The 12,270-nt window shown below is 65.0% G+C and carries 13 protein-coding genes; 8 read left to right on the top strand and 5 right to left on the bottom strand.

Annotation, left to right across the window (positions count from 1 at the left end; all coding sequences use genetic code 11):
- Window positions 1-87 precede the first annotated feature (87 nt).
- On the top strand, window positions 88-1,068 hold the full coding sequence (gene glsA / locus NT26_RS04295; RefSeq protein ID WP_052637586.1) for a glutaminase A: 981 nt from the start codon (window positions 88-90) through the stop codon (window positions 1,066-1,068).
- Between the two features lie 25 nt (window positions 1,069-1,093).
- Here glsA and NT26_RS04290 read toward each other — a convergent pair whose 3' ends face one another.
- The gene (locus NT26_RS04290; protein ID WP_052637585.1) at window positions 1,094-1,330 is read right to left on the bottom strand and encodes a hypothetical protein; all 237 of its coding nucleotides are present in this window, start codon (window positions 1,328-1,330) and stop codon (window positions 1,094-1,096) included.
- Between the two features lie 171 nt (window positions 1,331-1,501).
- Between NT26_RS04290 and NT26_RS04285 the strand changes: the two genes are divergently transcribed.
- The 4 genes from NT26_RS04285 to NT26_RS04270 all read left to right on the top strand — a co-directional run bounded on the left by NT26_RS04285 (window position 1,502) and on the right by NT26_RS04270 (window position 5,767).
- Entirely contained in the window at window positions 1,502-2,023 is a 522-nt protein-coding gene (locus tag NT26_RS04285) for a (2Fe-2S)-binding protein (protein ID WP_052637584.1), read from the top strand.
- Entirely contained in the window at window positions 2,020-3,036 is a 1,017-nt protein-coding gene (locus tag NT26_RS04280; protein WP_052637583.1) for an FAD binding domain-containing protein, read from the top strand. The genes NT26_RS04285 and NT26_RS04280 overlap by 4 nt, the downstream gene beginning before the upstream one ends.
- A gap of 11 nt (window positions 3,037-3,047) precedes the next feature.
- On the top strand, window positions 3,048-5,300 hold the full coding sequence (locus NT26_RS04275; RefSeq protein ID WP_052637582.1) for a xanthine dehydrogenase family protein molybdopterin-binding subunit: 2,253 nt from the start codon (window positions 3,048-3,050) through the stop codon (window positions 5,298-5,300).
- Between the two features lie 197 nt (window positions 5,301-5,497).
- The gene (locus tag NT26_RS04270) at window positions 5,498-5,767 is read left to right on the top strand and encodes a hypothetical protein (RefSeq protein WP_052637581.1); all 270 of its coding nucleotides are present in this window, start codon (window positions 5,498-5,500) and stop codon (window positions 5,765-5,767) included.
- A 279-nt stretch (window positions 5,768-6,046) separates the two neighbouring features.
- On the opposite strand, the gene NT26_RS04260 is transcribed toward NT26_RS04270, so the two are convergent.
- The 3 genes from NT26_RS04260 to NT26_RS04250 all read right to left on the bottom strand — a co-directional run bounded on the left by NT26_RS04260 (window position 6,047) and on the right by NT26_RS04250 (window position 7,303).
- On the bottom strand, window positions 6,047-6,316 hold the full coding sequence (locus NT26_RS04260) for a hypothetical protein (RefSeq protein WP_052637579.1): 270 nt from the start codon (window positions 6,314-6,316) through the stop codon (window positions 6,047-6,049).
- A 292-nt stretch (window positions 6,317-6,608) separates the two neighbouring features.
- Complete coding sequence (locus tag NT26_RS04255) at window positions 6,609-6,824, bottom strand: DUF4287 domain-containing protein (protein WP_052637578.1); 216 nt, start codon at window positions 6,822-6,824, stop codon at window positions 6,609-6,611.
- Complete coding sequence (locus tag NT26_RS04250; protein WP_052637577.1) at window positions 6,821-7,303, bottom strand: VOC family protein; 483 nt, start codon at window positions 7,301-7,303, stop codon at window positions 6,821-6,823. The genes NT26_RS04255 and NT26_RS04250 overlap by 4 nt, the downstream gene beginning before the upstream one ends.
- A gap of 180 nt (window positions 7,304-7,483) precedes the next feature.
- Between NT26_RS04250 and NT26_RS04245 the strand changes: the two genes are divergently transcribed.
- The 3 genes from NT26_RS04245 (at window position 7,484) to NT26_RS04235 (ending at window position 10,639) form a co-directional block, all read left to right on the top strand.
- Complete coding sequence (locus NT26_RS04245) at window positions 7,484-8,389, top strand: dihydrodipicolinate synthase family protein (RefSeq protein ID WP_052637576.1); 906 nt, start codon at window positions 7,484-7,486, stop codon at window positions 8,387-8,389.
- A 223-nt stretch (window positions 8,390-8,612) separates the two neighbouring features.
- The gene (locus tag NT26_RS04240; protein ID WP_052637575.1) at window positions 8,613-9,932 is read left to right on the top strand and encodes a solute carrier family 23 protein; all 1,320 of its coding nucleotides are present in this window, start codon (window positions 8,613-8,615) and stop codon (window positions 9,930-9,932) included.
- Window positions 9,933-10,024: 92 nt separating this feature from the next.
- Complete coding sequence (locus NT26_RS04235) at window positions 10,025-10,639, top strand: carboxymuconolactone decarboxylase family protein (protein WP_052637574.1); 615 nt, start codon at window positions 10,025-10,027, stop codon at window positions 10,637-10,639.
- On the opposite strand, the gene NT26_RS04230 is transcribed toward NT26_RS04235, so the two are convergent.
- Window positions 10,640-12,130 carry a protein adenylyltransferase SelO gene (locus NT26_RS04230; protein WP_052637573.1) on the bottom strand — a complete coding sequence of 497 codons (1,491 nt, stop codon included), beginning with the start codon at window positions 12,128-12,130 and terminating at the stop codon, window positions 10,640-10,642.
- Between the last annotated feature and the right edge of the window lie 140 nt (window positions 12,131-12,270).

Genomic DNA, 12,270 nt, shown 5'->3' with positions numbered 1-12,270 from the left:
ATAAGGAGCACCATCCATCCTCACCCCACTACCCCCTCCCCCAGCCCCGCCCTAAATGCCCGCCCGGAAACGAAAGGCGGGCACGGCATGAACAACCCCTTGCAGGACACCAGGGCTCTGAAGGCGATCCTCGAGGAGGTTGTGGAGGATGTCCGCAAGGCTGCCCCCGGCATCTACGAGAAGGCGGTGCAGGAGGCGGAGGAGTGCGACAAGCCGGCGCCGAAAAAGGCCGATTTCGAGAAATTCGGCATCGCCGTCTATACACGCATGGGCGAGCTCGTTTCGGCCGGCAACGCGGGCGTCGGCTTTCCCATCCAGTCGATTTCCAAGGTGTTTGCGCTGGAAGTGGCGCTGGAGGCGGTCGGCGAAAAGCTCTGGAAGCGCATGGGCCGCGAACCATCTGGCGATCCCTTCAACTCGATCATCGACCTGGAGCGCGACCGCGGCATTCCGCGCAATCCTTTCATCAATGCCGGTGCGCTCGTAATCTGCGACATCCTCGTCGGCATCGGTGGCAATGCCGGGCCGAACCGCCACGTGGTGAAACTCCTCGAAAACCTGCTGGAGGACCGGACAGTCGACCTCGACAAGACTGTGCTGGAGAGCGACCGAACCGGCGGCGATCTCAACCGTTCGCTGATGTACATGGCCCGCCACTACGGCAACCTGAACCACCCGGTGGAAAAGGTGCTGGACGCCTATATCCACCAATGCGCCATCAAGCTCGATTGCCGCTGGCTTGCGAAGGCCGGCTGCTTCCTGATGCTGGATGATCCGGACGATGGCGACGAGGTGACGGTCGCGGCCGCCCGCCGGGCACGGCGCATCCTGGCGGTGATGATGCTCTGCGGCCAGTATGACGGCTCGGGAGATTTTGCCTATCGCGTCGGCCTTCCCGCCAAGTCAGGCGTCGGCGGCGGTATCCTGGCGATTGCGCCGCATCGGGCATCTATTGCCGTCTGGTCGCCGGCGCTCGATCCGATGGGCAACAGCTGGCTCGGCACGCTCGGGCTGGAGCTTCTGTCGAAGAAGACCGACTGGTCGGTCTTCGGCCGTGCAAGGCATTGAGGGGAAACAAGAAACGGGTTCGGCCTCACCAGCGGTCGCGGTTGCGCTCGCGCCTTCGCCGCTCTTCCTGCGGCTGCGATATCATCGATTTCTTGAGGTCTACCCCGGCCATCTCCTCGATGACCAGCAAGACCAGCAGGAATATGGATACGGCCGCCATCCAGAACCCCGTCCAGCCACCGACGCGAAGTCCGGTGCCGATGGCAAGCTGAAGCGCGATGAAGGCCAGCGCACAAAATCCGAGTTGGCTCAATCGAAGCATGATCGGTCACCTTGTTCGCAATGGGTGATGCCGCAAACAACACTATACTAAAGTCTAGGTTCCCCGAAAAGTTCGGCAAATGCGGTAGGCGCCGGTTTCAAGCACCCCCAGTGCCGGAACAATCGCCCCTGCCTTCCGTTAGTCCGCAACACTTTCCGGAAAGGGCTTTCCATGGATATCGCCACGGCACATGCGCAGCCGAAGACGCGGGTTGCGCTGACCATCAACGGCCGCCGCCACGATCTCGAAATCCACCCCTGGGTGACGCTGCTCGACCTGCTGCGCGGGCCCATGCAGCTCAACGGCACGAAGAAGGGCTGCGACCATGGCCAGTGCGGCGCCTGCACGGTGCTGATCGATGGCGAGCGCATCAATTCCTGCCTGAAGCTCGCCGTCACCCTCGACGGCACGAACATCACCACCATCGAAGGCCTCGGCACGCCGGACGACATGCACCCCGTGCAGAAGGCATTCGTCGAGCACGACGCCTACCAGTGCGGCTATTGCACGCCCGGTCAGATCTGTTCCGCCGTGGCCCTTCTCAGGGAGGGTCACGCCAGAAGCCGGGAGGAAATCCGCGAGATGATGAGCGGCAATCTCTGTCGCTGCGGCGCCTATACCAACATCGCCGATGCGATCCAGGACGTCATGGACCAGGAAGTGAAAGTCGGCATGCGGGAGGCTGCGGAATGAGGCCCTTTTCCTATACCCGCGCCGAAACGCTCGGCGATGCGATGGCGGCCCTTGCCGCCGACCCGACGGCCCGCGTGCTTGCCGGCGGCACCAATCTCATCGACCTGATGAAATATGATGTCGAGCGCCCCGCGGCGATCGTCGACATCAACCGCTTGCCGCTGAAGGAGATCGAGGAGCTGCCGGATGGGTCTTTGCGCATCGGCGCGCTCGTCTCCAATGCCGCGCTTGCCTATCACCCGGCGGTCACCGAGCGCTATCCGCTGCTCGCCAGCGCCATCCTTGCCGGTGCTTCGCCGCAGCTCCGCAACGCCGCCACCACCGGCGGCAACCTCCTGCAGCGGACCCGCTGCTACTACTTCTACGACCCCTCCACGCCCTGCAACAAGCGCGAGCCCGGCTCCGGCTGCGGCGCGATCGGCGGCGTCAACCGCATCCACGCCATCCTCGGCGCCAGCGAACACTGCATCGCCACCCACCCGTCGGACATGTGCGTGGCGCTCGCCGCCCTCGCGGCTGTGGTCGAGGTCGAGGGACCGGAAGGCCGGCGTGACATTCCCTTCGCTGATTTCCACCGTGTGCCGGGCGACCACCCGGAGCGCGACAACACCATGCACCACGGCGAGATCATCATTGCCGTCCGGCTGGAGGGCAATCACTTCGCCGGCCATCACAGCTACCTGAAGCTGCGCGACCGGCTCTCCTATGCCTTCGCGCTCGTCTCGGTCGCTGCAGCATTGGACGTCAAGGACGGCATGATCGTCGACATGCGCGTCGCGCTCGGCGGCGTCGCCCACAAGCCCTGGCGCGACAGCCTGGCGGAAGCCGAATTCGCCGGCCAGCCGGCAACGGAAGAGACCTTCGCGGCGCTCGCCGACCGGTTGCTCGCCGGTGCTGAAGGCCAGGGCGACAACGACTTCAAGATCCCCATGGCCCGCAAGGCCATTGTGCGGGCGCTGAAGCAGGCCGCCGCCGGCACGCCGCAGGTCCAGTCCGACAAGCAGATCCGCTGAAGGAGATCCAGATGTTGAACGAAAAACCAGTCTTCGGATTTCCACTGCCGCGCATCGACGGCCCGCTCAAAGTCACCGGCACCGCCCACTATGCCGCCGAGTACCACGATCCCGGCATGCTCTTCGGCTACGCCGCTCAGGCGACGATCGCAAGCGGCCGCATCGCCTCGATCGACACCACGGAAGCGGAAGCCTATCCGGGCGTGGTCAAGGTCTACACCCACAAGAACCGCCCCTCGGCCGCCCGGAGCGACAAGAAGTGGAAGGACGAGGTCGCGCTTCCCGGCCATCCGTTCCGGCCGCTCGAAAACGACCGCATCCTCTTCGGTGGACAGCCGATCGCGCTCGTGGTGGCCGAGAGCTTCGAGGCCGCCCGCGACGCCGCCGAGCTGATCCGCATCGAGTATCATGCAGACGAGCCGCATACCGATATCGCGGTGGAGCGGGCGAAAAGCTACGTGCCGCCGGAGGCACGTAAGGACAGCATGGTCCCCACTGATCCGCGAGGTGATGCAGAGGGTGCGTATGAGGCCGCACCCTTCAAGATCGACACGGAATATGTCCAGCAGGGCGAGCACCACAATCCGATGGAGCTCTTCGCCTCCACCGCCATCCGCAACGAGGACGGCACGCTCACCGTCTACGACAAGACGCAGGGCTCGCAGAACAGCCACGACTATGTCTGCAATGTCTTCGGCCTGAAACCGGAGGAAGTGCGCGTCGTCAACGCCTATGTTGGCGGCGCCTTCGGCTCCGGCCTTCGCCCCAAGCACCAGCTGTTCTTCGCGGTGATGGCAAGCCTCGACCTCGAACGCTCGGTGAAGGTGGAGATGAGCCGCAGCGAGATGTTCTACCTCACCTGGCGGCCGGCGACGATCCAGCGCATACAGTTGGCGGCAAGTGCCGACGGCCAGCTGATGTCCGTCCGCCACCACGCGATCCAGACCACCTCGCTGCACGAGGATTACCAGGAAAACGTCGTCAACTGGTCCGGCCTCACCTACAAGTGCGACAACGTCAAGCTCTCCTACGAGCTTGTAAAGACGAGCCTTTCCACGCCCGGCGACATGCGGGCGCCCGGTGCCGCCACCGCCTTCCTGGCGCTGGAATCGGCGATGGACGAACTCGCCTATGTGGTCGGCATGGAAACCCTAAAATTCAGGGGGAAGAACTTCGTCAGCTATGACCAGAACGACGACCTGCAGATTACCTCCAAGGAGCTCGACACCTGCTACCGCGTCGGTGCCGAGCGCTTCGGCTGGGACAAGCGCAGTCATGAGCCTGGCTCCATGCGCGACGGCAACGACCTGATCGGCTGGGGCGTCGCGACCGGTGTGTGGGAAGCGACGCTGACGCAGGCGGAAGCCAAGGTCCGCCTCTTCCCCGACGGCAAGATCACCGTCATGGCGGCGGCCTCCGACATCGGTACCGGCACCTATACGATCCTCGCCCAGGTCGCGGCGCAGGAACTCGGCCAGCCAGCCGAGCGCGTCAGCGTGCTGATCGGCGATTCCAGCCTGCCGAAAACTTCCGTCGAAGGCGGTTCCTGGACTGCCGCCTCTTCTGGCTCCGCCGTGCAGGCCGGCTGCCTGGAGATCAGGAAGACGCTCCTGTCGCTGGCCCAGAAGATGGACAATCATCCCTTCGGCAATGCTCCCGTCGAGGAACTGGCAATCCGCGACAACCGCCTCGTGCTCGATCGCAACGACCAGGTCGGGCTCTCGATTGCCGATATCCTAGGCCACCACGGCATGTCCTCCGTGGAAGGCCACGGCAAGGTGGCGCCGGATCAGGAGCAGGCCAAGAAGTTCACGAGCTACACCCATTCCGCGGTTTTCGTGGAAGTAAGGATCGATGCCGAACTCGGCGTGCCGCGGGTGACGCGGGTGGTCAGCGCCATCGACGCCGGCCGCATCATCAATCCGAAGACCGCCCGCAGCCAGATCCTCGGCGGCGTCGTCATGGGACTCGGCATGGCGCTCCACGAAGAAGGCATGATCGACCACCGGACCGGCCGGATCATGAACCACAATATCGCCGAGTATCACGTCCCGGCCCATGCCGATGTCCACGACATCGACGTGATCTTCATCGAGGAGGAGGACAGGATGGCGAGCCCGATCGGCGTCAAGGGCCTCGGCGAGATCGGCATCATCGGCGTCGGCGCCGCCGTCGCCAACGCCATCTTCCACGCCACCGGCACCCGCCACCGGCATTTCCCGATCACCATCGATAAGATCATGGAAGGGCTTCCCGAAAGATGATCAGCCGCCTTGCCATCAACCCCCTCCGCTATACGCCGGACGTCGAGACGCTCGAGGCGGACAATCCCGGCGGCGAGCGTAAGCAGGGCGGCGCGTGATCGGAGATAGCCGTCATTGCGCAAGCACATAATGATCCTATGGTAGAGCCATGAAGCGCGGCATCCGCGCCGCGGCGGGGATCAACGAAGGAGCGTCCGATGGCGAAAGAGCCAAAGCTGGAATATTCTGATTTTTCAGGAGAGTTCGAGGACGATGGCGTAACCGTGCTCGTCGATATCCACCGGCCGGTCGGAAGTGCGGGCGGATGGACGCTGGAGGTCATTTCGCAGGAGGAAGACGTCACCACCTGGGAGGGGACGTTCGAGACGGACAAGGACGCCTGGGAAGAGTTTCTCGCCACCGCCGAGAAGGATGGCATCCACTCATTTATCGGTGACGAGGACGCGGGCGAGGAGTCCGTGCACTGAGCCTCCTGTCGGCATCCTGCTTGGGCCGGTGCGGCAACCGCAGACCGTGCTACGGTCGCCCCGGCGGTTCAACCTAGAAGATGAACAAGTAGAGCAGGATGATGACGAAGATGGGCACACCCATGGCCCACAGCACGATACCTTTGAGCATCTTCTTTCTCCTTTGTTTCGATCCCACAACGCCTCGAGCGTGCCGGGAGTTCCTCGCTTCTTGAGCGGGTCCGCTACGGCTCCGCCAGGCAAGTTCGCGCGGCGCGAGAGGTTGCGGACGGCAGAAGCTCAGTCGTCGGGGTATTCGATCCGGTAGCGGCTGACGAGCCGCAGCGACCGGTCGGGCCGGATAACATACCGCTCCCCCCATTCCTGGTTGAACTGGTCGCGAAAGCGGTGGGTGACCGTGCTGCCGACCGGAGCCTTCGTCAGCCGCGTTGCCGGCTGGCCGCCATAGGTGATGCTGCCGGGAACCGGTTCCAGCTCGCCGGCGGTCGTGCAGCCGCTCACTCCAAGGGTGAGGCCAAGGCTCAGGGCGGTTATCAAGAGGCGCATCATTGTGTTCTCCTGTCGGTTGGAGCTTCAACAATGGCTGCTGCAAGAGGTTCCGCAGGCCTGCGTGGTTCCCGCAAGGCTAACAGCTGTTCGATCAAAGACATGAAGCGGGACGGCCAGCGTGATCTCGCGGCAGCAACGTGACGTCAATCGGTCGCCCGACCCCGTTCTATAGATAACGGCAGTCGCGTCCCGCGTGGCTTGTGACAGAGAGGAAGCTCCAAGTCCAACCCAAATGAGGGCATGGCACTCCTTCGCCGGGCGGCCGTCGACCGTCGCACCGCGGTCCTGACAGTCAAGCCTTCGGCCTGTCCTCCGCCAGCGTCTGGGCGACGATGGCGTTTGCATGGCCGTGTCCCATGCCGTGCTCGTTCTTCAGGATGGTGACGAGTTGCATGTGCCCCGCCGGATAGTGCTTGCGCACCACCTCCTGCCACTCGGCGATCGGCCGGCCATGCGTCTTCTCGATCGACGGGAAGTAGGAGGCGGGGCCCTTGGGTCCCTCCGTCATGCCGCCTCCCCCCTGCGCGCCGCTTCGATCTTCGCAACGTCGATCTTCTGCATGGTCATCATGGCGTCGAAGGCGCGCTTGGCCTCGGCGCCGCCGGCGGCGAGCGCCTCGGTCAGCACGCGCGGCGTAATCTGCCAGGAGATGCCCCACTTGTCCTTGCACCAGCCGCATTCGCTCTCCTGCCCGCCATTGCCGACGATGGCGTTCCAGTAGCGGTCGGTCTCCTCCTGGTCTTCCGTCATGATCTGGAAGGAGAAGGCTTCGCTGTGCTTGAAGGTCGGGCCGCCGTTCAGCCCGATGCAGGGAATACCCGCGACCGTGAACTCCACGACGATGACGTCTCCGGCCTTGCCCGAAGGATAGTCGGAGGGCGCCGGTATCACGGCATCCACGCTGCTGTCGGGAAAGGTCGCTGCATAGAAGTTGGCCGCCTCCTCGGCGTCCTTGTCGTACCAGATGCAGATCGTGTTCTTGGCCATGTCGCTCTCCTCTCGAAGCTGGATCGCACGCCCATCGGCGATCGGTAGCCCAAGGACGAGGCTACTCCCGTCGCCCCGACACCGGCACCCGGAAAAATGCCTCCCTCGTCACGCTTGCGATGCAGGCAGAAAGCCCGATACTGGCGCTCCCGGATCCATTCTGACTTCCACGAGTTGCCGATGACCCCGCCCCTGCCGCTCTTCACCGGCCTCTCCGCCTTTCCGCTCACGCCCGCTGACGTGGACGGCCATGTGGATACCGATGCCCTGCAGCGGCTCGTCCAGCGCATTGTCGGCAGCGGGGCACGTTCGATCGGGCTGCTCGGCAGCACCGGCACCTACATGTATCTCTCGCGAGCTGAGCGGCGTCGCGCGACGGAGGCCGCGATCGAAGCCGTCGGAGGCCGGCTGCCGGTGATCGTCGGCGTGGGGGCGCTACGCACCGACGAGGCGGTCGCACATGCCTGCGATGCGGCGGCGGCAGGTGCCGATGCGCTTCTGCTTGCACCCGTTTCCTATACCCCGCTCACGCAGGAGGAGGCGTTCCAGCATTATCAGGCCGTTGCCGGGGCGACGGACCTGCCGCTTTGTATCTACAACAATCCCTCGACCACCCATTTCAGCTTCAGCCAGGACCTCGTCGGCCGGCTCGCCGCACTGCCCACCATCCAGGCCGTGAAGATGCCGCTGCCCGGTAACGGCGATTTCTCCGGCGAAATCGCCCGGCTGCGCCGCATCGTGTCCCCGGATTTCGCGATCGGCTACAGCGGCGACTGGGGAGCGGCAGAGGCCCTGCTTGCGGGGGCCGACGCCTTCTACAGCGTCGCGGGCGGGCTCTTCCCTCGGGCCATGGCCGCTCTGACCAGCGCCGCGATGGCCGGAGACGAGAGCCGGGCGGCCCGCCTGGACACGATGTTCTCGCCACTCTGGGACCTGTTCAAGGCGTATGGCAGCCTGCGGGTCATGTATACCGCTGCGAACCTCATGGGCCTGTCCTCGGCCCTGCCCCCTCGGCCTCTCCTGCCGCTCGGCTCCGAGATCAACGCCAAGGTGGAGGCGGCGATCGCGCCTCTCCGCGAGGCCTGATCACGACCTCGGCCACGTCGGCTGCCGCCGCGCCAGCATAGAGCTTAGACGTCACCGACCGCCCTCGGCTGTGGGTAAGGTCTCTGTTGCCGATGACAGCTACCTCCGTTGGCGCTAACGACGGCGCGACGGGCGGTCGATACGACCGCCGGATCAAGACAGTGAAGCACTTTGCCGTCGGAGCTCGATGCGCCGGCGGCTTCTTATGGAATGGGGCATACCAATGGGCGAAAGTGGCGGTTATTTTCCGCGGTGGCGGCTGAAGTCGGAGGGGCGCATCCTGCCTGACGAGCGGCTTCCTGCCGGGCAGACCATGGTGCTCGGCCTGCAGCATGTCGTCGCCATGTTCGGCTCGACGGTGCTCGCGCCGATCCTGATGGGCTTCGACCCGAACGTCTCGATACTGTTTTCCGGCATCTCGACGTTGATCTTCTTCATTGCCGTCGGCGGGCGGGTACCGAGCTATCTCGGCTCCTCCTTCGCCTTCATCGGTCCGGTCCTGGTCGCGACCGCAGCGACTGCCGGAGCGCCCAATCCGAACATCGCCCTGGCGCTCGGCGGCATCATCGTCGCAGGCGCGCTCTACGCGCTGATCGGCGTGATCGTCATGGCGGCCGGCCACCGCTGGATCGAGCGGCTGATGCCGCCGGTGCTGACAGGTGCCATCGTCGCCGCCATCGGCCTCGTGCTCGCGCCGATCGCGATCGCCAGCGCCTCGGGAACCGGTCCTGACAGCCCGGACGGCAGCCAGTTGTCGCGCTGGGTGGCGATCCTGACGGTCGCTGCGGTCGGGCTGATCGCGGTCTATGCCCCCGGCATGACCCGCCGCCTGCCGATCCTCATCGGCGGAGCCTTGGCCTACATCCTCTATCTCGTTCTCGCCAACGGCTTCGGCATGGGTACGCCGGTGGACTTTTCCGGCGTCGCGGCGGCCGCCTGGTTTGGCCTGCCGAGCTTCACGACACCGGTCTTCTCGGTTCCGGCGATCACGCTGATTGCGCCCGTCGTCGTCATCCTGGTGGCGGAAAACCTCGGACACATCAAGGCGATCGGCGCGATGACCGACCGCAACCTCGATCCCTATCTCGGCCGCGCCTTCATCGGCGACGGCGTCGCCACGATGATTTCTGGCTCCTTCGGCGGCACGGGCATGACGACCTATGCCGAGAACATGGGCGTGATGGCGGTGACGCGCATCTTCTCCACGCTCGTCTTCCTCGTCGCGGCCGCGATTGCCATCCTGCTCGGCTTCTCGCCGAAGTTCGGGGCGCTGATCCAGACGATCCCCGGCCCGGTGCTCGGCGGATTGTCGATCGTGGTCTTCGGCCTGATCGCCGCAACGGCGGGGCGCATCTGGGTCGAGAACAGGGTGGATTTCGCCGAGCCGCGCAACCTCATCACCGTTGGCGTGGCTCTGGTGCTCGGCGCCGGCAACTTCAAGCTCGAGGTCGCCGGCTTCACGCTCGACGGCATCGGCACGGCGACCATCGGCGCAATCGCGCTTTACCATGCGCTCGGCTGGGCGAAGCCGGGCAAGGCGTAAGCGGGTACAAGATCGCGGCCGGGACGAGAGCCCGGCCGCATTCCCATGACCATGGTTTGGGAGTATGCTTCCCGCTTTGGGGAGCAGTTCCGATGGCCTTCATCTCCACCCCCGGCCCCGAAGCCGGCGACGCTACCGCCGCCATGTATGTCTCGGCGGAAGAGAGCTACGGCTACCTGCCCAACATGTACCGCATCTTCGGCCACCGGCCGGAGGTGATGGAAAAATGGGGGGCGCTGCTCGCCAGCATCCGCGGGCACATGAGCCTGCGCCGCTACGAACTGGTGACGCTGGCGGCGGCCAGGGAACTGAAGTCCTCCTACTGCATGCTGGCCCACGGCTCCGTGCTGCTGCGCGAAGGCTTCAGCGATACCCAGCTGGCCGACACCGCGACCGACGGCGCCCACGCGCCGCTCGACGAGGCAGAGCGGGAAATGATGCGTTTCGCAGCCAAGGTCGTGCGTGACGCCACCTCCATCACCAAAGAGGATGTCGGAAAGCTGAAAGCGCAAGGCTTCTCCGATGCCGAGATCTTCGACATCACCTCCGCAGCAGCCGTGCGCTGCTTCTTCAGCAAGACGCTCGACGCACTGGGCGCCGAGCCGGATGCAGCCTATCGCGATCGGCTTTCGCCGGCCCTCGTGAAGGCGCTGGCCGTGGGGCGGCCGGTCGAGGGCAGCTTTCAAACCGCGACCGCGACGCCGTGATCACGTGCCGCAGAAGGTCTGCAGCACCCGTTCCTCCGGCTTCGGGGGGACCGTATAGGCCTCGAATTCAGGACGATCCTCGTAGGGCCGTTCCACCGCCTGCAGCAGCCGGTTGAAGAAGCTGAGGTCGCTGTAGTTGGCGGCAGCCAGCGCCTCCTCAACCTTGTGGTTGCGGGGAATGATGGCCGGGTTGACGGCGCGCATGGCGGCAGAGCGTTCCTCTTGCGAACCCCTCTCCCGCTCGAGCCGCTGGCGCCAGGTTTCGAGCCAGGTGGTTGCCTTGTCCCTTTCCTTGAAGGACGAAAGGAAGGCCTCCTCACCCGCGCCGGCTGCGACGTCGCAGAGCCGACGGAAGGTCAGCGTGAAGTCCGCCTCGCCCTCCTGCATGGCGGCAAGCAGCGCCTGGACGAGGTCGCCGTCTCCCTCCTCCTCCGATGACAAGCAGGTCTTGTTGCGGAAGACCGAAAGCCATGCCGCCTGGAAGCGCTGGCCGAATTCGCTCAGCACGTGATTGGCGGTCAGCACCGCCTTGTCCTGGTCCTCGTCGATCAGGGGCAGCATGCATTCGGCGAGCCGGGCGATGTTCCACTGGGCGATGCCGGGCTGGTTGCGATAGGCGTAGCGGCCGCCCTGGTCGATGGAGGAGAAGACCTTCATCTGGTCGTATTCGTCGAGGAAGGCGCAGGGGCCGAAGTCGATCGTCTCGCCTGACAGCGTCATGTTGTCGGTGTTCATCACACCATGGATGAAGCCGATCCCGAGCCAGCGGGCGACGAGATCCGCCTGGGCGAAGGCGACGGCTCGCAGCAGCTCCAGATAGGGTTTCTCCACCGCGCGAAGCTCGGGATAGTGACGCTCAATCACGTAGTCGGCCAGCGTCTTCAATCCGTCGACATCCTGCCGGGCGGCGAAATACTGGAAGGTGCCGATGCGGACATGGCTCGATGCCACCCGCACGAAGACGGCGCCCGGCTGCGGCGTCTCGCGATAGACCTGTTCGCCTGTCGCGACGGCGGCCAGCGCGCGTGTTGCGCGGATGCCGAGCGCATGCATCGCCTCCGAAAGGATATATTCCCGCAGCACCGGGCCGAGCGCCGCACGGCCATCGCCGCGGCGGGAGAACGGCGTCGGGCCGGCACCCTTCAACTGGATGTCGCGGCGGGTTCCGTTCCGGTCGACGACCTCGCCGATCAGGATCGCCCGTCCGTCGCCGAGCTGCGGGACGAAGGAGCCGAACTGGTGGCCGGCATAGGCCATGGCGAGCGGGGTGGCACCCTGCGGCACGACATTGCCGGCAAAGATCGCGGCCAGCCGCTGTGGGTCGGTCACGTCCGCCTCGATGCCGAGCTCCTGCGCCAGGCCCTCGTTGAACTTCAGGAGGACCGGGCCCTCCACCGGTTCGGGATAGACTGATGCGTAGAAGCGCTCGGGCAGGCGCGCATAGGAATTATCGAACTGGAACAAGAGAAAACTCCTTCGCCTCTCGGGCATGGATATGGGGACTCCTGCCCGTTCAACAAACAAGGGCGCTGCTTGGTTTCCCGCGGGCGGAACCAGTGCGGCGGTGGCCCGGCGGCTCAACCTGCCTGATGCAATTTCGCAACAGCGGAATTTGTTTGATGCGACGAGCC

The organism is Pseudorhizobium banfieldiae (assembly GCF_000967425.1).
GTDB classification, from domain to species: Bacteria; Pseudomonadota; Alphaproteobacteria; order Rhizobiales; family Rhizobiaceae; genus Neorhizobium; species Neorhizobium banfieldiae.
This window is presented reverse-complemented; position numbering and strand designations above follow the sequence as displayed.

Excerpts from the sequence above, each read along its gene's own strand:
- glsA (WP_052637586.1), top strand. The coding sequence starts at position 88 with ATGAACAACCCCTTGCAGGACACCAGGGCTCTGAAGGCGATCCTCGAG.
- NT26_RS04290 (WP_052637585.1), bottom strand. The coding sequence starts at position 1,330 with ATGCTTCGATTGAGCCAACTCGGATTTTGTGCGCTGGCCTTCATCGCG.
- NT26_RS04285 (WP_052637584.1), top strand. The coding sequence starts at position 1,502 with ATGGATATCGCCACGGCACATGCGCAGCCGAAGACGCGGGTTGCGCTG.
- NT26_RS04280 (WP_052637583.1), top strand. The coding sequence starts at position 2,020 with ATGAGGCCCTTTTCCTATACCCGCGCCGAAACGCTCGGCGATGCGATG.
- NT26_RS04275 (WP_052637582.1), top strand. The coding sequence starts at position 3,048 with ATGTTGAACGAAAAACCAGTCTTCGGATTTCCACTGCCGCGCATCGAC.
- NT26_RS04270 (WP_052637581.1), top strand. The coding sequence starts at position 5,498 with ATGGCGAAAGAGCCAAAGCTGGAATATTCTGATTTTTCAGGAGAGTTC.
- NT26_RS04260 (WP_052637579.1), bottom strand. The coding sequence starts at position 6,316 with ATGATGCGCCTCTTGATAACCGCCCTGAGCCTTGGCCTCACCCTTGGA.
- NT26_RS04255 (WP_052637578.1), bottom strand. The coding sequence starts at position 6,824 with ATGACGGAGGGACCCAAGGGCCCCGCCTCCTACTTCCCGTCGATCGAG.
- NT26_RS04250 (WP_052637577.1), bottom strand. The coding sequence starts at position 7,303 with ATGGCCAAGAACACGATCTGCATCTGGTACGACAAGGACGCCGAGGAG.
- NT26_RS04245 (WP_052637576.1), top strand. The coding sequence starts at position 7,484 with ATGACCCCGCCCCTGCCGCTCTTCACCGGCCTCTCCGCCTTTCCGCTC.
- NT26_RS04240 (WP_052637575.1), top strand. The coding sequence starts at position 8,613 with ATGGGCGAAAGTGGCGGTTATTTTCCGCGGTGGCGGCTGAAGTCGGAG.
- NT26_RS04235 (WP_052637574.1), top strand. The coding sequence starts at position 10,025 with ATGGCCTTCATCTCCACCCCCGGCCCCGAAGCCGGCGACGCTACCGCC.
- NT26_RS04230 (WP_052637573.1), bottom strand. The coding sequence starts at position 12,130 with ATGCCCGAGAGGCGAAGGAGTTTTCTCTTGTTCCAGTTCGATAATTCC.